The sequence below is a fragment of the uncultured Streptococcus sp. genome, assembly GCF_963518475.1.
GTDB lineage: Bacteria > Bacillota > Bacilli > Lactobacillales > Streptococcaceae > Streptococcus.
Genome location: NZ_CAUQJA010000001.1, coordinates 133,154 through 153,437 on the forward strand (window position 1 = coordinate 133,154; position 20,284 = coordinate 153,437).

23 protein-coding genes are annotated in these 20,284 nt (G+C 39.4%); all 23 read left to right on the forward strand.

From position 1 onward, the window contains the following. The first annotated feature begins 35 nt into the window (after window positions 1-35). The 23 genes from RYK12_RS00685 (at window position 36) to RYK12_RS00795 (ending at window position 20,271) form a co-directional block, all read left to right on the forward strand. A complete protein-coding gene (locus RYK12_RS00685) occupies window positions 36-614 on the forward strand; it encodes a flavin reductase family protein (RefSeq protein WP_000813805.1) in 579 nt (192 codons plus the stop codon). Continuing rightward, window positions 601-1,161 (forward strand): GNAT family N-acetyltransferase, encoded by a 561-nt coding sequence (locus RYK12_RS00690; RefSeq protein WP_000085192.1) that lies wholly within the window; start codon window positions 601-603, stop codon window positions 1,159-1,161. The genes RYK12_RS00685 and RYK12_RS00690 overlap by 14 nt, the downstream gene beginning before the upstream one ends. Then, window positions 1,161-1,739, forward strand: coding sequence for an AAA family ATPase (locus RYK12_RS00695; RefSeq protein ID WP_314846433.1), 579 nt, complete (start codon window positions 1,161-1,163; stop codon window positions 1,737-1,739). Before RYK12_RS00690 ends, RYK12_RS00695 begins: the two co-directional genes overlap by 1 nt. After that, a complete protein-coding gene (locus RYK12_RS00700; RefSeq protein WP_314846434.1) occupies window positions 1,732-4,383 on the forward strand; it encodes a valine--tRNA ligase in 2,652 nt (883 codons plus the stop codon). Before RYK12_RS00695 ends, RYK12_RS00700 begins: the two co-directional genes overlap by 8 nt. A gap of 173 nt (window positions 4,384-4,556) precedes the next feature. Continuing rightward, window positions 4,557-5,315: a DUF3883 domain-containing protein gene (locus RYK12_RS00705; RefSeq protein WP_261090043.1), complete on the forward strand. Its 759-nt coding sequence runs from the start codon at window positions 4,557-4,559 to the stop codon at window positions 5,313-5,315. A gap of 19 nt (window positions 5,316-5,334) precedes the next feature. Further along, window positions 5,335-5,481, forward strand: coding sequence for a hypothetical protein (locus RYK12_RS00710; protein ID WP_261090045.1), 147 nt, complete (start codon window positions 5,335-5,337; stop codon window positions 5,479-5,481). A gap of 133 nt (window positions 5,482-5,614) precedes the next feature. Further along, complete coding sequence (locus RYK12_RS00715; protein ID WP_261015985.1) at window positions 5,615-6,190, forward strand: TetR/AcrR family transcriptional regulator; 576 nt, start codon at window positions 5,615-5,617, stop codon at window positions 6,188-6,190. After that, complete coding sequence (locus RYK12_RS00720; protein ID WP_314846435.1) at window positions 6,187-6,867, forward strand: ABC transporter ATP-binding protein; 681 nt, start codon at window positions 6,187-6,189, stop codon at window positions 6,865-6,867. The genes RYK12_RS00715 and RYK12_RS00720 overlap by 4 nt, the downstream gene beginning before the upstream one ends. A 3-nt stretch (window positions 6,868-6,870) precedes the next feature. Further along, complete coding sequence (locus RYK12_RS00725) at window positions 6,871-8,016, forward strand: FtsX-like permease family protein (protein ID WP_314846436.1); 1,146 nt, start codon at window positions 6,871-6,873, stop codon at window positions 8,014-8,016. A gap of 404 nt (window positions 8,017-8,420) precedes the next feature. After that, window positions 8,421-9,008 (forward strand): DNA-directed RNA polymerase subunit delta, encoded by a 588-nt coding sequence (gene rpoE / locus RYK12_RS00730; protein ID WP_000418409.1) that lies wholly within the window; start codon window positions 8,421-8,423, stop codon window positions 9,006-9,008. Between the two features lie 236 nt (window positions 9,009-9,244). Continuing rightward, a complete protein-coding gene (locus RYK12_RS00735) occupies window positions 9,245-10,852 on the forward strand; it encodes a CTP synthase (RefSeq protein ID WP_314846437.1) in 1,608 nt (535 codons plus the stop codon). Window positions 10,853-10,971: 119 nt separating this feature from the next. Beyond that, window positions 10,972-12,048 carry an N-acetylmuramoyl-L-alanine amidase family protein gene (locus RYK12_RS00740; protein ID WP_314846439.1) on the forward strand — a complete coding sequence of 359 codons (1,077 nt, stop codon included), beginning with the start codon at window positions 10,972-10,974 and terminating at the stop codon, window positions 12,046-12,048. A 236-nt stretch (window positions 12,049-12,284) separates the two neighbouring features. Next, the gene (locus RYK12_RS00745) at window positions 12,285-12,584 is read left to right on the forward strand and encodes a DUF4651 domain-containing protein (protein ID WP_314846441.1); all 300 of its coding nucleotides are present in this window, start codon (window positions 12,285-12,287) and stop codon (window positions 12,582-12,584) included. Next, window positions 12,581-12,898 carry a thioredoxin family protein gene (locus RYK12_RS00750; RefSeq protein ID WP_000615777.1) on the forward strand — a complete coding sequence of 106 codons (318 nt, stop codon included), beginning with the start codon at window positions 12,581-12,583 and terminating at the stop codon, window positions 12,896-12,898. Before RYK12_RS00745 ends, RYK12_RS00750 begins: the two co-directional genes overlap by 4 nt. A gap of 15 nt (window positions 12,899-12,913) precedes the next feature. Beyond that, on the forward strand, window positions 12,914-13,540 hold the full coding sequence (ytpR, locus tag RYK12_RS00755; protein ID WP_314846443.1) for a YtpR family tRNA-binding protein: 627 nt from the start codon (window positions 12,914-12,916) through the stop codon (window positions 13,538-13,540). Between the two features lie 41 nt (window positions 13,541-13,581). Beyond that, window positions 13,582-14,343, forward strand: a complete 762-nt coding sequence (locus RYK12_RS00760) for an SDR family NAD(P)-dependent oxidoreductase (RefSeq protein WP_314846444.1) — start codon at window positions 13,582-13,584, stop codon at window positions 14,341-14,343. Window positions 14,344-14,419: 76 nt separating this feature from the next. Further along, window positions 14,420-14,815 carry a single-stranded DNA-binding protein gene (locus tag RYK12_RS00765; RefSeq protein WP_314846446.1) on the forward strand — a complete coding sequence of 132 codons (396 nt, stop codon included), beginning with the start codon at window positions 14,420-14,422 and terminating at the stop codon, window positions 14,813-14,815. An 87-nt stretch (window positions 14,816-14,902) separates the two neighbouring features. Beyond that, on the forward strand, window positions 14,903-15,868 hold the full coding sequence (locus RYK12_RS00770; protein ID WP_314846447.1) for a substrate-binding domain-containing protein: 966 nt from the start codon (window positions 14,903-14,905) through the stop codon (window positions 15,866-15,868). Then, entirely contained in the window at window positions 15,868-17,205 is a 1,338-nt protein-coding gene (locus RYK12_RS00775; protein ID WP_020903142.1) for a sensor histidine kinase, read from the forward strand. Before RYK12_RS00770 ends, RYK12_RS00775 begins: the two co-directional genes overlap by 1 nt. After that, a complete protein-coding gene (locus RYK12_RS00780) occupies window positions 17,180-17,863 on the forward strand; it encodes a response regulator transcription factor (RefSeq protein ID WP_020903143.1) in 684 nt (227 codons plus the stop codon). The genes RYK12_RS00775 and RYK12_RS00780 overlap by 26 nt, the downstream gene beginning before the upstream one ends. Then, a complete protein-coding gene (locus tag RYK12_RS00785; protein ID WP_314846449.1) occupies window positions 17,860-19,152 on the forward strand; it encodes an extracellular solute-binding protein in 1,293 nt (430 codons plus the stop codon). Before RYK12_RS00780 ends, RYK12_RS00785 begins: the two co-directional genes overlap by 4 nt. Window positions 19,153-19,312: 160 nt before the next feature. Further along, window positions 19,313-19,750: a PTS sugar transporter subunit IIA gene (locus RYK12_RS00790; protein ID WP_020903145.1), complete on the forward strand. Its 438-nt coding sequence runs from the start codon at window positions 19,313-19,315 to the stop codon at window positions 19,748-19,750. Window positions 19,751-19,776: 26 nt separating this feature from the next. Then, window positions 19,777-20,271 carry a PTS sugar transporter subunit IIB gene (locus RYK12_RS00795; RefSeq protein ID WP_020903146.1) on the forward strand — a complete coding sequence of 165 codons (495 nt, stop codon included), beginning with the start codon at window positions 19,777-19,779 and terminating at the stop codon, window positions 20,269-20,271. Window positions 20,272-20,284: the final 13 nt, after the last annotated feature.

The window sequence follows — 20,284 nt, forward strand, 5'->3', positions numbered from 1 at the left end:
GCTTTTCTTTTGTGTCTTAGTCAAAGGGGGTTGTTATGAAGCAATCTTTTAAAACAAGTAAACTCTATTATGGTTTTCCTATCTTCATTTTGGGGTATCAGGATCAGAATTTTGGACACAATATTACGACCTGTAGCTCCTCTTATAGCTTGGGAGATTGGCTAGTCATTGGTGTTGGTGCTGAGGAAAATGCGGCTGAGCAGATTAAGCATTATCAACAGTTCACCGTGAATATCCCTGATGAAAATCTCATGCTCGAGATGGAGCAGGCTGGTTTTATCAGTCATAGAGAGAAATTGAAACACCTGGGGCTAGACTACGAGATTTCTGAACGGACTCAGGCACCGATTTTAGAGATTTGTCCAGTCGTGTTAGAATGTCAAGTTGATAGAATTATCGAGGAGGATGGAATCTGTCATATCTTTGCCAAGATTATCGAGCGACTGGCTAATCCTGAACTCTTGGATGAGAAAGGGCATTTTAAAAATGACCGTTTTTCACCGACTTACTTTATGGGGGACGGTCACCAGCGCGTTTATCGCTATTTAGATAACCGTGTTGACCCTATGGGGAGCTTCATCAAGAAAGTGAGGATGAAGGATGTCAAGAGCTGAATTACCAGAACGATTAGAAACCGAACGACTCGTCTTACGAGTTCGTACTGTAGCGGATGCTGAGGATATCTTTGCCTATGCTAGTCGTCCGGAAGTCTCTTACCCAGCAGGCTTTCTACCCGTCAAGACCTTGGAAGATGAGGTTTACTATCTAGAGTATATCCTTCCCGAACGCAATCAAAAGGAAAATCTCCCAGCTGGCTATGGGATTGTCGTCAAAGGAACCGATAAAGTCATTGGTTCTGTTGATTTCAACCATCGCCATGCGGATGATGTGCTAGAGCTTGGCTATACCTTGCATCCAAACTATTGGGGTCGAGGCTATGTACCAGAAGCAGCGTTTGCCTTGATTGACTTAGCCTTTAAAGATTTGGATCTTCACAAGATTGAACTGACTTGTTTTGGTTATAATGTCCAAAGTCAACGAGTCGCAGAGAAACTTGGTTTCACTCTTGAAGCTCGCATAAGAGACCGCAAAGATGCCCAAGGCAATCGTTGTGATGATTTGAGATATGGTTTGCTGAAGAGTGAGTGGGAGGTGATTTGATGCATCTTTTCATCATTGGTGCTCCGGCCTCAGGAAAAATGACGATTGGTCAAGAGTTATCTCGACTGACAGATGCTACCCTCTTTTATAACCATCAAGCCATCGATTTTGCACTAGAAATCTATCAGGACTTTACAGAGGAAATGTGGGAATTTGTTCGTGGAATGACCTTTTCTTTCCTTGGAGCAAGTGCAAGAAATCAGCGATCAGTAATTTTAACAGACGTAATTGATTTTTCAAATCAGTACCAGCTGATATATTTGAAGCAAATTCAGGATTTATTGGATAACTTTCATCAAGAGATTCTGTTTGTTGAGTTGGAAACAAGTCTTGAGGAGCGTTTACGTCGAAATCAAACGGAGAATCGATTAAAGTACAAACCCTTAAAACGACATATTGAGGTATCTGAAAGAGAAATTTTAGAGACCGCTGAAACACTTCAATTAAATTCCCAACATCAACCGAATGAGTTGCACCACTACCTTAAAATAAATAATACGAGTTTGACTGCAAAAGAAGTTGCTAAGCAAATTCAAAATAAAATGAATACAATAGAGAAAGGACAAACACATGTCTAAAGAACTTTCACCTAAATACAATCCAGCCGAGGTTGAGGCTGGTCGTTACCAAAAATGGCTTGATGCTGATGTTTTCAAGCCTTCAGGCGATCAAAAGGCTAAGCCTTATTCAATCGTGATTCCACCACCAAACGTAACTGGTAAACTTCACCTTGGTCACGCTTGGGATACGACTCTTCAGGATATCATCATCCGTCAAAAACGCATGCAAGGCTTTGATACCCTTTGGCTTCCAGGGATGGACCATGCTGGGATTGCAACTCAAGCTAAGGTTGAGGAGCGTTTGCGTGGTGAGGGCATCAGCCGCTATGACCTCGGTCGTGAAAAATTCCTCGACAAGGTCTGGGAATGGAAAGACGAATATGCCACTACTATCAAGGAACAATGGGGCAAGATGGGGCTCTCTGTAGACTACTCACGCGAGCGTTTCACTCTTGACGAAGGTTTGTCAAAAGCTGTTCGTAAGGTCTTTGTGGACCTTTACAAGAAAGGCTGGATCTACCGTGGTGAGTTTATCATCAACTGGGATCCAGCAGCTCGCACAGCCCTTTCTGATATCGAGGTGATCCACAAGGATGTCGAAGGTGCCTTCTACCACATGAACTATATGCTGGAAGACGGTTCACGCGCCCTTGAAGTAGCGACAACTCGTCCTGAGACCATGTTTGGGGACGTTGCCGTTGCGGTCAACCCAGAAGACCCACGCTACAAGGACTTGATCGGTAAAAACGTCATCCTTCCAATTGCTAATAAATTAATCCGAATCGTTGGGGATGAGCACGCCGACCCTGAGTTTGGTACAGGTGTCGTGAAAATCACGCCTGCCCACGATCCAAACGACTTCTTGGTTGGTCAACGTCACAACTTGCCACAAGTCAATGTTATGAACGACGACGGTACTATGAATGACTTGGCCTTTGAATTTGCAGGCATGGACCGTTTTGAAGCTCGTAAGGCAGTCGTTGCCAAGTTGGAAGAAATCGGTGCCCTCGTTAAAATTGAAAAACGTATTCACAGTGTTGGTCACTCAGAACGTACAGGTGTTGTGGTTGAACCACGCTTGTCTACTCAATGGTTCGTTAAGATGGACCAATTGGCCAAAAATGCCATTGCCAACCAAGACACAGACGACAAGGTTGAATTCTACCCACCTCGTTTCAACGATACCTTCCTCCAATGGATGGAAAATGTTCACGACTGGGTAATCTCTCGTCAGCTCTGGTGGGGTCACCAAATCCCTGCTTGGTACAATGCTGAGGGTGAAATATATGTCGGCGAAGAAGCTCCAGAAGGTGAAGGTTGGACTCAGGACGAAGATGTCTTGGATACGTGGTTCAGTTCGGCTCTTTGGCCATTCTCTACCATGGGCTGGCCGGATGTCGACTCAGAAGACTTCAAACGTTATTATCCAACATCAACTTTGGTGACTGGTTATGATATTATCCCGTTCTGGGTATCTCGAATGATTTTCCAAGGTTTGGAATTTACTGGCAAATCGCCATTCAAAAATGCATTGATTCATGGTCTTATTCGTGACGAGCAAGGACGCAAGATGTCTAAATCTCTCGGTAACGGGATTGATCCAATGGATGTTATTGATAAGTACGGAACAGATAGCCTTCGTTGGTTCCTTTCAAACGGTTCTGCACCAGGACAAGACGTGCGCTTCTCTTATGAGAAAATGGATGCTTCATGGAACTTCATTAACAAGATCTGGAACATCTCTCGCTACATCCTCATGAACAATGAAGGCTTGACCCTTGAGCAAGCAACTGCCAATGTCGAAAAAGTGGTCAACAAAGAAGCCGGAAACGTTACAGATCGCTGGATTCTCCACAACCTCAATGAAACCATCGGAAAAGTCACTGAAAACTTTGACAAGTTTGAGTTTGGTGTAGCTGGACACATCCTCTACAACTTCATCTGGGATGAATTTGCGGACTGGTACGTTGAGTTGACTAAGGAAGTCCTTTATAGCGACAATGAAGAAGAGAAAGTCATCACACGCTCTGTTCTCCTTTACACTCTGGACAAGATCCTTCGTCTCCTTCACCCAATCATGCCATTCGTGACAGAGGAAATCTTTGGACAAATCTCAGAAGGCTCTATCGTTACAGCGGAATACCCAACTGTTAACCCAGCCTTTGAAGACCTTGCTGCTCACACTGGCGTGGAAAGCCTCAAAGACTTGATCCGTGCTGTTCGGAATGCGCGTGCGGAAGTAAACGTAGCACCAAGCAAGCCTATCACTATTCTTGTTAAGACTAGCGATAGCGACTTGGAAGCCTTCTTTAACAGCAATGTCAACTACATCAAACGCTTCACAAATCCAGAACACTTGGAAATCGCATCAACCATCCCTGCACCTGAACTCGCTATGTCAAGCGTCATCACAGGAGCAGAAATCTACCTGCCACTCGCAGACCTCCTCAATGTTGAAGAAGAACTCGCTCGCCTCGACAAGGAACTGGCTAAATGGCAAAAAGAACTGGATATGGTCGGTAAGAAGCTCTCTAACGAACGCTTCGTAGCCAACGCCAAACCAGAAGTCGTCCAAAAAGAACGCGACAAACAAGCCGACTACCAAGCCAAATACGACGCGACCGTAGCACGTATTGATGAGATGAAGAAACTCGTGAAATAAACACAGAAACACGGTGATGAACCGTGTTTTTTTGGTATAATGAAACCAATATTTATTGATGGAGAAAGTGATGTCTAATACTCTTCGAAAATCAAATTCAAACCACGTCAGCGTCGCCTTACCGTACTCAAGTACAGCTTGCGTCTAGCTTCCTAGTTTACTTTTTGATTTTCATTGAGTATAAACACCCGCATTATGAATTGTTAAATTTAATTGGCTACGGTCTTGCCAAGTTTGACAAGCTTTTTATAAAAGAATTTCAATGTTCTAGCAAGTCGGAGTTTTATCGCTATGTGGTTTCTCTGGGAATTGCTGAAACAACTGGAGTTGTAAAGAATAGAATGGATTTATTTGATCCTTATTTTGACAATAATCGAAAAGGTTGGTGGCAGAAAGCTGAAGTTTACCGTTTTCGTAAAGATTTAATTGATATGATGTTTGGAAATGAAGATGTTCATAGTTATGCTGAAATCGTTAAAATGCTACTTGCTAGTGAAGGAAAGAAAACAGGCATAACCATCGTTGAAAAATCAATAATTAGAACTAAATTCAAACGTCTACAAGAAACTGGAATGGAAGCGGAAAATTATTTTATACTCAACTTTGATAAAGAAGAAAAATTCCAAGGTGGACAGTTAACCGATGTCCATCTTTATGGTGATGGATATGATTTTCAGGTAGATGTCCAAGAGCATTCTTACCTTGCCGAAGTAAAAGGTATCCGAAAATCTAAGGGTCGCATTCGTTTGACTTCCAACGAGTTTGAAAAAGCCAAAGAGTTCCAAACAGATTTTGTTTTATCTCTAGTCACCAACCTAGATGATATTCCAAAGTTAGTGTTAATCGATAATCCTTTAAAACATTTTGAGTTTAAAAAGAATATTATAAAAAATGAAATTATTGAATACAGAAGCTTAGAAGATTTGTATTAGTTTCCCTTAAGTGTTCCAGTTGAAAGAACGAGAAGTCTTGACAGGTCAACGGCTCAATGAACTGGAAATCAAAGGTATTGGCTTGACCAAGTTTAAAAATGGGGAAATCGGTATTGAATTTATCTGGATCGATACCGAACCCCCGCCAAGTGATGCCATCGGCTGAGTAGCAAAGAAATAAAAAGTTCGCTGTCTTTTTGTTTTGTATTTTACAGTTTTTTCTTTACAAGTCTTTCTTTTTTATGGTATTCTTTTAAGCAACAAGTGTTGCGCAACTAATATTGCGCGAAAGGAGTCTTATGCCACCAAAGGTTAAATTTAGTAAAGAGACTATCATTGGAACAGCTTTACAATTGGTGAGAGAAGAGGGCATGGCTAGTCTGACGGCTCGAGCATTAGCGGAGCAACTGGGAGCCACACCAAGAGTCATTTTTGGGCAATTTGCCAATATGGCCGAGTTACAAGCAGAGGTTATTGGTGCTGCGGAAATGGTAGTGGTGGAGTATATTCGTAAGGCCTTAGAAGATGAGAAGCCTTTTCGATCCGTCGGGGTTGCTTATATCCTTTTCGCCTCAAAAGACCCCCAACTCTTTCAATTGCTTTTCCAAAATCCCAGCAAAGATCCGATTCGTCGCTTTCAAGATTTTCTTCCCATGAAGGATTATAGTTACCAATTGGTTCTGGATTCGATCGTCGCAGACTATCCTTTGAATGTAGAGGAGGCTGGTCGCTTGTACCAGCATCTATTTATCTACTCGCACGGGATGGCCTCAATGGTTGCTTCTGACATTTATCAATTCAGCATGGAAGAAGTGATTGGATTACTGACAGAGGTTTGTCAATCTCTCATCAAAGAAATGGTAGGAAAGAAATGATTCAACTAGAAAATGTGCACAAAAGTTACGGCCAAACCAAGGTTTTAAAAGGGATTGATTTGCAGCTTCAAGACCAGTATGATGTGGTTATCCTCGGTCCTTCTGGATCAGGCAAATCAACTCTCTTAAACGTTCTGTCAGGTTTAGAAAAGGTAGACGAGGGACATATACTCATTCAAGGACAGGATTTGGCTCAACTCACAGATACTCAATTGACAGCCTTTAGACGTGAGAAGATTGCCTTTATTTTTCAGCAGTATTATTTATTGCCTAATCTAACAGTCAGACAGAATGTAAAGATGGGGGCAGACCTGGCAAACAATCATGATTTTTTGCAGATTATCGAGGATTTGGGACTTGGCGATAAGCTGGACAAGTATCCGAGTGAATTGTCAGGTGGGGAACAGCAGAGAGTCTCCATTGCTCGGGCCTTGGCCAAAAAGCCAGAGATTCTTTTCTTAGATGAGCCGACGGGAGCCCTGGATGAAGAAACAGGGCGCAAGATTCTGGACTATATCTGGAAATTAAAGGAAAAGCTGGGCTTTACCCTCATCATGGTGACGCACAACCAAAATATTGCGGATATGGCAAGAACCATCATTCGTGTCAATAGTGGTAAGATTACCGAAGTTGTGATCAATGATCAGCCTCAGACTGCCTATGAGATTGGATGGTAAGCCATGTTTTCAGTAAAAGATATTCGAAAATTAGTTGTCGTCAGTATAATTGGGGCTTGTGCGGTCTTTGTGGCCAATCTCTTCTTGAATTTTTACTTGGACATCGAGCAGTTGGAGATTTCTAAAACCAATCCCATGATTCAGACCTACTATGATGTCCAGATTTCGCTTTCTTGGATGGTGGCCATGGTCAGTGGAGTCGTCTTGTCCTTGACGTCGGTCCTTCTCATGTGTTTTTATATCAAACAATTTGTCGATGATCACAAGGAACAATTAGGAATTTTAAAAGCTTTGGGCTATAGCAATGGCCAGCTGGCTAAACGATTTTGGGCATTTGGGATCAGTTTTGGTGCCGGAGCGCTTCTTGGCTATTTCACTTCTTTTCTTATGATGGGGCATTTTTATGACTTCCGGAATGAAAAGGGGATCCTGCCAGAAATTACCATTCATTTTCATTGGCAGCTCTTGCTTGCTTTTGTGGTCCTTCCAACGGTATTTTTTATGCTTATCGCGGTTGGTTATGCTAGAAGACAACTACAAACGCCGGCTCTTCGCTTATTGAAAAAGTCCCCAACACCAATCAAGGTCAAAAGGAGAAAGAGGGCTCCTAAGAAAGAGAAAGACTTCCTAAAAGAGCTGTCTTCGTCACTAATTTGGGGGAGAAAATCTATCCTATTTTTTGTAGTCTTTGGCTCTATGTGTTTTGCGGCTATGGTTCAATTATCCTTTGGTCTAAGGGACTACACAGATGACATCATCCAAACCATGATGATCATGATTGGCTTGATCCTTTCTTTCTCTATTCTCTTTTTGTCATTGGGGATTGTCGTCTCAGAAAGTCGCGAAACCCTGGCTCTTATGAAGGTTTTTGGCTACACAGATCGTGAATGCCAAGGTCATATCCTATCTCCCTATCGTTTCTGGGCATATCTAGGATTTGTTCTTGGGACGGCTTATCAGTACGCTATCATGGAAATCTTGATTGGTGTGATCAAAGATACGGTTCCTGAAAAGATTGAGCATCACTTTGATGGGAATGTTTGCTTCTGGACTTTGATCGGTTTTGCTGTGGTTTATGAAAGCCTCTTTTATCTATCCAACAGAAAACTCCAAAAGCAAACCATCAAAGAAGTACTCTTAGCTGAATAAATAGAGAAGGTTGGATTCTCCAGCCTTTTTCTTATGAAACTCATTAACAAGAGAAGGATTTTTCACTATTCTAGGGAAAATGAAATAAAGGAAAGAAAACGAAGTTACTGGTAGGACCTGAAATGATCTTTTTACTTGATTTGACGCAACAAATAATCCTTTATCTCTGTAGGAATCCTCTTGCAGTTTGTGGTTGGTATTGGAGTTGCAGTCTTGAGTTATAAATAAATCAATATACCTGTGGTCATGTTACACAGGTCTTTCAATTAGCTGAAATATTTCACCTTTATTTTTTCTTAACCTTTGACTATTCTGCAAAATTATCGTAAAATAAAGAGTAAATGATAAAATGAGGTCAGAGTCTGTTTGCTCTGGCGATAGTAGTATAAATGAGGAGAAACGCTTTGGAATTAGAAGTATTTGCTGGGCAAGAAAAAAGTGAACTATCTATGATTGAGGTAGCGCGTGCTATCTTGGAACTTCGTGGTCGTGATCATGAGATGCATTTTAGCGATCTTGTAAACGAAATTCAAAACTACCTTGGAACATCAAACAGCGATATCCGCGAAGCCTTGCCTTTGTTCTACACAGAGTTGAACTTTGACGGTAGCTTCATCTCACTTGGAGACAACAAATGGGGTCTTCGTTCATGGTATGGTGTGGACGAAATCGATGAAGAAATCATCGCTCTTGAAGAAAATGACGACGATGAAGTAGCACCAAAAGCTAAGAAAAAACGTGTCAATGCCTTTATGGATGGCGATTCAGATGCCATTGACTACAATGCAGATGATCCAGAAGACGAAGATGCATACGAAGCAGATCCAGCACTTTCATACGATGATGAAAATCCAGATGATGAGAAAAATGAAGTGGAAGCTTACGATGCAGAAATTAACGAAATCGCCCCAGATGACTTGGGTGAAGACGTGGATCTCAACGAAGAAGACGACGAGTTTTCAGATGATGATACTGAAAACATCGAGGAATAAAAGTTAGCTATTGACAATTATCCTATTTTTAGGTATCATATTGTTCGGGCACCTCTTTTAGAGGTCGGGGCTCCCTAGTTCTTAGGGAGCTATTTTTGTTTTTTCAAGAAGTTATCTTCTTGTATTTTGGTTGTGAATCTGGTGCAGTCGTTCCAGATTATTCTTATTAGTAGGGTCTTGTTTTCTATGTCCCCTCGTAGTTAACAAGGCCTTGAGCATTTTAGAAAGAGGAATCTATGTCTACGAAATATATTTTTGTAACTGGTGGTGTCGTATCGTCTATTGGGAAAGGGATTGTGGCAGCGAGTCTGGGCCGTCTCTTGAAAAATCGTGGTCTCAAAGTAACCATTCAAAAATTTGATCCTTATATCAATATCGATCCGGGAACTATGAGTCCTTACCAGCACGGGGAAGTTTTTGTGACAGATGACGGAGCTGAGACAGATTTGGACTTGGGTCACTATGAACGTTTCATCGATATCAATCTCAACAAATATTCCAACGTGACAACTGGTAAAATTTACAGTGAAGTTCTTCGTAAAGAACGCCGTGGAGAATACCTTGGTGCAACTGTTCAGGTTATTCCTCATATCACAGATGCTTTGAAAGAAAAAATCAAGCGTGCCGCTCTAACGACTGATTCTGATGTCATTATTACAGAGGTTGGTGGAACAGTAGGAGATATCGAGTCATTGCCATTCTTAGAGGCCCTTCGTCAGATGAAGGCAGATGTGGGGGCGGATAATGTCATGTATATCCATACAACCTTGCTTCCTTACCTCAAGGCTGCTGGTGAAATGAAGACCAAACCAACCCAACACTCTGTAAAAGAATTGCGTGGATTGGGAATCCAGCCAAATATGTTGGTTATTCGTACAGAAGAACCAGCTGGTCAAGGAATTAAAAACAAACTGGCCCAGTTCTGTGATGTGGCACCAGAAGCCGTTATCGAATCGTTGGATGTTGAACACCTTTACCAAATTCCATTGAACTTGCAGGCTCAAGGTATGGACCAAATTGTCTGTGACCACTTGAAATTAGACGCACCAGCAGCGGATATGACAGAATGGTCAGCTATGGTGGACAAGGTCATGAACCTGAAAAAACAAGTCAAGATTTCCCTTGTCGGTAAGTATGTGGAGTTGCAAGATGCCTACATTTCTGTGGTTGAAGCCTTGAAACACTCTGGGTATGCCAACGATGCAGAAGTGAAGATTAATTGGGTCAATGCCAATGATGTGACAGCAGAGAATGTGGCGGAACTCTTGTCTGATGCGAACGGAATCATCGTTCCAGGTGGTTTTGGTCAACGTGGTACAGAAGGGAAAATCCAAGCCATTCGCTATGCGCGTGAAAATGATGTTCCAATGTTAGGTGTCTGCTTGGGAATGCAGTTGACTTGTATCGAATTTGCTCGTCACGTTTTAGGACTCGAAGGTGCCAATTCTGCAGAGCTTGCACCAGAAACAAAATATCCTATCATTGATATCATGCGTGATCAGATTGATGTTGAGGATATGGGAGGAACCCTTCGCTTGGGACTTTATCCGTCTAAGTTGAAACGTGGCTCTAAGGCTGCGGCTGCTTATCACAATCAAGAAGTGGTGCAACGCCGTCACCGTCACCGTTATGAGTTTAATAACGCCTTCCGTGAGCAGTTTGAGGCAGCAGGCTTTGTCTTCTCAGGAGTTTCTCCAGACAATCGTTTGGTAGAAATCGTGGAAATTCCTGAAAACAAATTCTTTGTAGCGTGTCAGTATCACCCTGAACTGTCAAGTCGTCCAAACCGCCCAGAAGAACTCTACACTGCCTTTGTCACTGCAGCAGTTGAGAACAGTAATTAGCAAAATCAGAACCTTTGAGAAGAATCTCATAGGTTTTTTTCTTGCATATTTAGGATAAGATTTGCAAAATAAAAACATAGTGATATAATTAACATAACAACATCTAAGGAGGAATTACAATGAAAAAAATCACACTATTTGGTTTGTCTCTAGCAGGTTTAGCTTTGCTAGTTTCACCTCATTCAGGGCAGGCATTTGAGCTTAAAGAAGAATGGGTTGTTAAGTGTGGAGTACAGTATCAAGATGGCAAGATTCTTCGGTTTAACAATGGTCATGAAGTGGATATCAAAGTCTTGGATTTGCCAAAAACCGAGAAAATCGAGTGGACGGTTAGTCTCGATGGTCAAGATCAGACTGTCAATTTCCTAGGCCAAGAAAAGGACAAGTCTATGATGGGTGTAGAGGGGCGTTACCTGAATTTCTATGTTCCATATGGCTATAGAGGAGATATCAAGGTCGAGGCTAAGAGCGGAAACGAAGTGAAGACCTGGTCAACGAAAGTTGTGGATGATATTCATAATGATAGTGTAAAGAGAGGCTACTACCGTATTGAAGAATCAAATGATCAATACACTTACCTCGATGCTAAATGGGATTATCAAACCAAGACTTACACTGCTACTTTACCAGAGACTGTTAATGGTCAAAAAGTTTTTGCTTGGGCAAATTATGATAATGACGAGTTGAAACTAGAAAAACCAAAATCTATTAGTCACAAATATGATGATGGAGGATCTTTCAAAGAACTTTATCCGATTGTAAAAGCAGAAAGTTGGCTAAAATCAAACCAAAACTGGTACTATCAAAAACAAGGTCAATTAGTGCAGAAGGATTGGGTTTATGACAAGGGAACTTGGTACTTTATGAATGATAAAGGAGTCATGTTCAATCAAACTTGGCTTTATCAAGGTAGTAACTGGTATGCCTTTAAATCATCAGGAGCTATGATTGCTAGTGATTGGCTTTACGACCAAGGCAAGTGGTACTATTTATCAACTTCAGGAGCCATGAAAGCAAGCACTTGGGTTTATGACAAGGGAGAATGGTATTATGTAAGTTCTTCTGGTGCCATGATTGCGAATGATTGGGTCAAAGACAATGGTAAGTGGTATTATCTAGCTTCATCAGGTAAGATGCTTCGCAATACCTACACACCAGATGGCTACTACGTTGGCAACTCAGGTGCCTGGCAATAAGAATAATACTCTTCGAAAATCTCTTCAAACCACGTCAGCTTCATCCACAACCTCAAAACAGTGTTTTGAGCTGACTTCGTCAGTTCTATCTACAACCTCAAAGCAGTGCTTTGAGCAACCTGCGGCTAGCTTCCTAGTTTGCTCTAGTATAAGAAGTCCTTTTCCTTTAAGGAAGAGGCTTTTTAGTTGCGTTTCTGCTGCTTCCTCATTTGTCCTAAAGCCTTTTTTGTGTTAAAATGAATGGTATGAAAGCTAAAAAAATGTGGATGGCAGGTCTGGCTCTGCTTGGTATTGGGAGCCTTGCTCTTGCTACGAAAAAAGTTGCAGATGACCGCAAGCTCATGAAGACTCAGGAAGAGTTGACAGCGATTGTGCGAGACAACTTTTCAGACATGGGGGAAATTGCGACCCTCTATGTTCAAGTTTATGAAAGCAGTCTAGAGAACTTGGTTGGTGGCGTCATTTTTGAGGATGGCCGTCATTATACCTTTGTCTATGAAAATGAAGACCTAGTCTATGAGGAGGAAATCTTATGATACAACCAGCAAGTTTAGAAGAATTAGCATCTTTAGTAGAAAAAGATGGCAAGAAGGTCTTTCTTTTTGTGGCAGACTGGTGTGGAGATTGTCGTTATATCTATCCTGCCTTGCCAGAAATTGAGGAGACCAATCCAGAGTTCACTTTTATTCGAGTGGACCGAGACCAGTATATGGATTTAGCTAAACTCTGGGATGTTTATGGAATCCCCAGCCTTGTTGTTCTAGAAAAGGACAAGGAAATCGGCCGTTTTGTCAATCGAGACCGTAAAAGCAAGCAACAAATTAATGACTTTTTAGCAGGACTGAAATAGGAGAAAATAGAAACAATGATTTTTACATATAACAAAGAACATGTTGGTGATGTCCTTATGGTCATCGTGAAAAACAGTGGAGATGCCAAACTGGATGTAGAACGCAAAGGCAAGGTAGCTCGTGTTTTCCTCAAAGGTAATGGGGAAACAGTGGCGTGGAATATTTTTGAAGTTTCAAGTTTCTTTGAAATTGCAGAGCGCGGTCAAGTCTTTTTATCAGATGAGCAAGTAACTCGTTTGAACCAAGAATTGCAGGCGGAAGGTTTTAAAGAAGAAATTGTCAATGACAAGGAACCTAAGTTTGTTGTTGGTGAAATTGTCGAGATGGTAGCTCATCCAGATAGTGACCACCTCAACATCTGCCAAGTTGCAGTCGCAAGTGATAAGACAGTGCAAATCGTTGCAGGGGCTCCTAATGCGCGTGTTGGGTTGAAAACCATTGTAGCTCTTCCTGGAGCAATGATGCCAAAAGGCAATCTTATTTTCCCAGGCGAACTTCGTGGTGAAAAGAGTTTTGGCATGATGTGTAGTCCTCGTGAATTGCATCTGCCAAATGCTCCGCAAAAACGTGGTATTATTGAATTATCAGAAGACCAAGTTGTCGGAACACCATTTGATCCAGCTAAACACTGGACTGCCTAGGCACTTGTTAGTATCTGATAGACCAGCTAGAAGGAAATAAGATGGCAAAAAATGTAGTGATTACAGGAGCGACATCAGGTATTGGTGAAGCAATTGCGCGTGCTTATCTGGAGCAGGGTGAGAATGTCGTTCTAACAGGTCGACGGATAGACCGATTAGAAATCCTTAAGTCGGAGTTTGCAGAAACTTTTCCAAATCAAACCGTCTGGACCTTTCCACTAGATGTCACGGATATGACTGTGGTAAAGACTGTCTGCTCTGATATTCTAGAAACGATAGGTCAGATTGATATTCTGGTCAACAACGCCGGACTGGCTCTAGGTTTAGCACCCTATCAGGATTATGAAGAGTTGGATATGTTGACCATGCTGGATACCAATGTCAAGGGCTTGATGGCAGTTACTCGCTGTTTCATGCCAGCAATGGTAAAAGTCAATCAAGGTCATATTATCAATATGGGGTCAACCGCAGGAATCTATGCCTATGCGGGTGCAGCAGTTTATTCAGCTACCAAGGCAGCGGTTAAGACCTTTTCAGATGGACTGCGAATTGATACCATCGCAACGGATATCAAGGTGACAACCATTCAGCCTGGAATTGTCGAAACAGATTTTTCGACGGTACGTTTTCACGGTGATAAAGAACGAGCTGCGTCCGTTTACCAAGGAATAGAAGCTTTGCAAGCTCAGGATATTGCAGACACAGTAGTCTATGTGACCAGTCAACCTCGTCGTGTGCAGATTACAGATATGACCATTATGGCCAATCAACAGGCGACAGGATTTATGGTTCATAAAAAGTAAAAAATTTCTTCGAAAAGTTACAAATTTCTGTAACTTTTTTTGATTTTCTGCGAATAGATAAGTAGGAGGAAAAAATATGTATAATAAAGTTATCATGATTGGACGTTTAACGTCTACACCAGAATTGCACAAAACCAACAATGACAAGTCAGTAGCGCGAGCGACTATTGCAGTCAACCGTCGTTACAAAGACCAAAACGGGGAACGCGGAGCCGATTTTGTTAATATGGTCCTTTGGGGCAGACTAGCAGAAAGCTTGGCCAGCTACGCAACTAAAGGTAGTCTTATCTCTGTGGATGGAGAACTTCGTACCCGTCGCTTTGAGAAAAATGGCCAGATGAACTACGTGACCGAAGTACTTGTCACAGGATTCCAACTCTTGGAAAGTCGTGCTCAACGTGCCATGCGTGAAAATAATGCAGGCCAAGACTTGGCGGATTTGGTCCTGGAAGAGGAAGAATTACCATTTTAAACATTGAAAAGTCTGAGTTGCTCTTAGGCTTTTTTATAATGTATAAATGTGTTACAATGAACTAGTTGAAACTTTTTGGAGGTTGGAATGAGTAGAGAATATACAAGAACAATCGTCAAAATTATATTTTGTACAGTAGTCGTATTTGTTTTTGCGATTTATACTCATGTGAGTCAGACAGATCCTATTCCGGGACAAATAAAAGTTGGAGCGACTTATATGACGATGAATAGTGAATTTTATAGACATTTACATAATGAGATTCAACGCTATTCTGATTCAGAAGGTCAGATATTGTATACTCGGGACGCAGAGATGAGTGAAGAAAAACAGAGTAAACAAATTGATGAGTTTATAGAGAAGCGAGTGAATGTTATTGTTATTAATCCGGTTAAGAGTGATAGCGAGCAAATTGTAGAAGCGTTAAGTAGGGCAAAGAATTTTGGAATTAGAGTTATAGCAGTAGATAGTCAGTTGAATAATATAAAAGTTGATACGAGTATAGTTTCTGATAATTACCATGCTGGGATATTAATTGCCAAGGATTTGATGAAACGTACCTCAAATGCTCATATTCTTTTGTTAACGCACAAAGATGCTTTATCAGCTAATCAGAGAATAACTGGTTTTTTGGATACAATAAAATCAGAAGAACATTATCAAATTATCTCAGAAAGAGAAACGGTTGGTCAAACAGAGTATGCTATGACTACTGTAGGTGATGCGTTATCTGAAGGTTTACAATTTGATGCTATAGTGGCTTTAAATGATAGAGCAGCTATAGGAGCTTTAGCAGCAATTAAAGAATTGAAAGTAACTTCAAAAAAACTTATTTACGGAATAGATGGTTCACCAGATATGAAGCATTTATTAGCTACAACAGATGAAGTTACGGGAACGGTTGCTCAATTTCCATCTCATATGGGTAGAAAAGTATCGGAAACAATAGATTTATTAGTAAAAAAAGAAGAAGTTGAAGAATTATATACTATACCTGTACAATTTGTTGATAAAAATAATATAATTCAGGTTGATATTAATGGGTGGCAGTAATGAAACAGGTAAAAGGTGTCCAGTACTCTATAATTTTGCTTTTATTAATTAATTTTCTAACCATTATATACAATGGAGCTTTGTATATACAGATTACAAACTATGTAATTTCAAAGGGACAGATGATACTCTTATTGGGAGAATTAAACAATATTTCAAAATCACCTGACCAGATTTTTTGGTATTCAATTATCTTTTTTGTCGGTATTATTTTTATATCTACCTATAAAATGTATTCAACTGAGAAAAAATGGCCAATTTTTTCAAAATGGAATTTGTTTGAAATAGTATTAATGATTGGTGTTATATGGTCACAAAATCTGTCATACAATGGAATAATATTATTAGTTTTTGCTGATATATTCTATAGTTCAAGAGAGTTTCAAGACTCTGATAGTAAACGTTCTTGGATTATTTTTATTTTCTTGAGTTTTTTAATGTTACTTTTAACAGACTATGAAATCTTGTCACTATTTATAAAAGTTCCATCTCTTTCTACCTATATCCAATTTTACCCATCGTCCATACGAGGTGTAGTGTTATTTTTAGAAAATGCATTGACGTCATTAAACGTTATTATTTTCATCATCTCTTTATTGTCTTATATCCTATACGTGATTAAAGAGCACCATAATATTGAGGAAGAGCTTAAAATGTTATCTAGAGTCAACACTGAATTGAATCATTACATATCGTTATCAGAGAAAATCGCTGAAGATCGAGAAAGGAAAAGAATTGCTCGGGAAATTCATGATACTCTAGGTCATGCGTTGACAGGAATTTCAGCAGGGATTGATGCTGTTTCTGTACTAATTGATGTTCATCCTATCCGTGCTAAAGAACAGTTGAAAAATGTTTCAAATGCAGTTAGAGAGGGGATAAAAGATGTTAGGGGATCATTACATAGACTAAGACCAGGAGCTTTGCAAAATAATGGTTTAAAAGATGCTCTAATATTAATGATTAGTGAGTATGAGTCTCTATCAAAACTCTCTGTCGATCTAAAATATGAATGGGGGAATATTGATTTAGATGTTATGCAGGAAGATACTATTTTTAGGATTATACAAGAATCTATGACAAATTCTGTTCGTCACGGACATGCTAGTAAAATGAGCATTCGCTTTATGAGTGAGGATAACAACATAATAGTTTTGCACGATAATGGAATAGGTTTTGACGACTTACAAATTGGGTATGGCTTGAAACAAATGAGAGAGCGAGTTTCTATTTTAGGTGGTTCTATTCATTTTGAAAATAGGGAAGGATTTTACACTAAAATAGTTTTTCCAAAAATAGGAGGTGAAGTATATGATAAAGGTAATGATTGCAGATGATCAGGCGTTAATTAGAGAGTCTTTGCAGATCATTTTATCAGTATATGCTGATATTGATGTTGTATCCGTCGTTGGTGATGGTATCGAAGCTATGGATAACATTATGACTGTAAAACCGGATATAATTTTAATGGACATTAGAATGCCCAGAATGGATGGAGTATTGGCTACAAAAGAAATCAAAAAACTTTTTCCAAATATAAAAATTATAATCTTAACAACATTTGATGACGACGAATTCATTTTTAGTGCTTTAAAATATGGTGCATCTGGCTATTTATTAAAAGGAGTTTCAACCGACGAGTTATATCAAGCCATTCAGACAGTGTATAAAGGTGGAGCTATGATTAATCCTAATATAGCTAGTAAGGTATTTCAATTGTTCTCGCAGATGGCACAGACCAATTTTTCTATTACTGTGAAGGAAGAGAATATTGAAAATATATCACTGACAGAATGGAAAATTATTCAGCAAGTGGCATTTGGAGAATCAAATAAGGAAATTGCCAGTAATCTTTTTTTATCCGAGGGAACAGTGCGCAATTACCTTTCTATCATTCTTTCAAAACTAAATTTGAGAGATAGGACACAGTTAGCCATATGGGCTGTACAAACAGGTGTGACACAAAAGAATTTTTCAAAGGAAATGGATAAATGAAATTAAAGCAATTGTTTCTAGCGATACTGTTTGTGCTAAGTTGCTTGAGTTTATTTCTTATTTGGGAAAACAAGCAGATAAAGATTATTAGGCTGGGTTTTTATTCTGATTCTAGTTGGGGAATTCCTACAGGGAATAACAGCTATGTACTAGATGAGGCTATTAAGAAATTTGAAGAGCTTCATCCAGGGGTTAAAATTGTATATGATTCAGGTATTCCTAAGGAGGAGTATTCTAATTGGATTTCAAGTCAAATTTTAAAAGGTTCTGAACCGGATGTATTTCTATTATCAAGCGACCAATTATCTTTATTTGCATCAAAAGGTATTTTAAAAAACCTAAATTCCTATCTGTCTCAAGAAGATGCCTCTAATTTCTATGATGTATCTTTGCAGGCAGCAAAATACGGAGATGATTTATACGGTCTTCCATATGAAAGCAATCCCATGTTGATGTGTGTAAATCAAGATTTACTTTTAAGAGAGGGCATTGAAATTCCTAAAGTAGGGTGGACGCAGAAAGATCTCTATGAGATTAGTAAAAAAGTTACAAAAGATACCGATGGAGATGGAATCGTTGATCAATTTGGGATAACAGGATATAGTTGGAAAGAATCTCTAGCGGCCTTTGGTGTTAATATTTCTGAGAGTGGTATTCCTCGTATAGATTCGTCAGAAATGAAGGATGCTTTATCCTATATAAGGGGATTGAATCAATTAAACGGACGTTACAAAGTAACCTATAAAGATTTTGATGAAGGGCATGTGGCCTTTTATCCAATGAGTTTGGCACAATATCGAACATATAAACCTTTTCCTTATCATGTGGCCAAATATACAAATTTTAACTGGACATGTATTTCATTGCCAACTACTAAGGAAGACATTCGTTCTACTGTAACAGATACTTCCTTATACGTGGTTTCTTCGCGTTCTCGCAATTCAAAACTTGCCGTATCGTTTATAGAATTTTTAACAATTAATCGTGAAATTCAACAAAATTTATTTAATAAGGGTCAAGGAAGCTCAGTATTACCAGAGGTAGTAACTAGTTTGAAGAGTGAAGAGTTGATGAAGAAAGGAATGATTGGTCAGAATGCCTTAACGACTACTTCACTGGATTATATAATGAAAAATTCAATTACAACTATTTCAAAAGGAATAGATTCAAAATCATTGGTTGGAATAGAAGAAAGATTAGAAGCATTATCTATGGATGAAAATAACACGGATATTGAAGGTAGTCTTATTAAGTTACAAAAAGAACTAGATATAGGAACCCTTAAATAGATATCAAGATTATTATTTCTTAAATAATACGAACATGGCAGATGTCTTTATTGACATTTGTCATTTTTTTATTGACATTTATCAATAAACTTTTGTGACATTTAACAATTATAAAGTGAAGATAAGGATGATAGAATAAAATCAATAAAAGGAGGGAAATATGAAGTATTTGATATTAGTCAGTCATGGAGGGCTCGCAGAGGGATTGAAATCATCTCTTTCTATGTTTGCTTCGGATAAGGTAGATGATGTCATAGCGATTGGCTTAAAAGATGGAGAAAGTCTTGCAGGTTTTTCTGTAGAGGTCAAGAATGTTATTGCATCTCTGGATGAAAATGATTCGGTTCTTGTTTTAGCAGATATTGTTGGGGGAAGTCCTTTAACAACTGTTGCAACAGTATTAGAAGAATTTGGAAAATTAGAGAATGCAACTATTTTGGGAGGTATGAACTTAACAATGGCACTTACAGCAGTGGTGATGAAAGACATTCTGACTGGAAGTGAACTTGTTTCTACGATATTAAACGAATCATCATCGGCTTTACAAGAATTTGAAGTCGGATCAGATGATAATCTTAATGAAGAAGACGATATTTAGTTATATAAGGAAAGGGATAAAAAATTATGGTAGTAACATTTGTACGAATTGACGATAGAATGATTCATGGACAAACAGTCACTAGATGGGCAAAAGAACATCCATGTGATGGATTAATTGCAGTAAATGACGCTGCTGCATCTAATAAGGTTTTAATTCAGGCATATAAAGGTGCGTCAGATAAAAAAACATTTGTTTGGACAAAGGAAGCGTTTAAAGAAAAATCATCTAAAGTAACAGAATCGGATAGTAGATATTTTTTGATTACTAAAAATCCAATTGATATGAAAGAAATTTTAGTAGACCAGGGCTTTATTCCAGGAGATGTTAAAGAAATTATTGTAGGACCTGCTAACGATAGACCAGGTGCTATCAAGTTGGGAAATAATCAATCAATTACTCAAGAGGAAGCAGTTGCACTAGAAGCAATTGAAAAAGCAGGATATAAAGTTAGATTCCAATTATTACCAGATGTATCTATTGGCTATTGGAGTGATTTTAAATCAAAATTTGGATTTTAATAATGAAATAAGG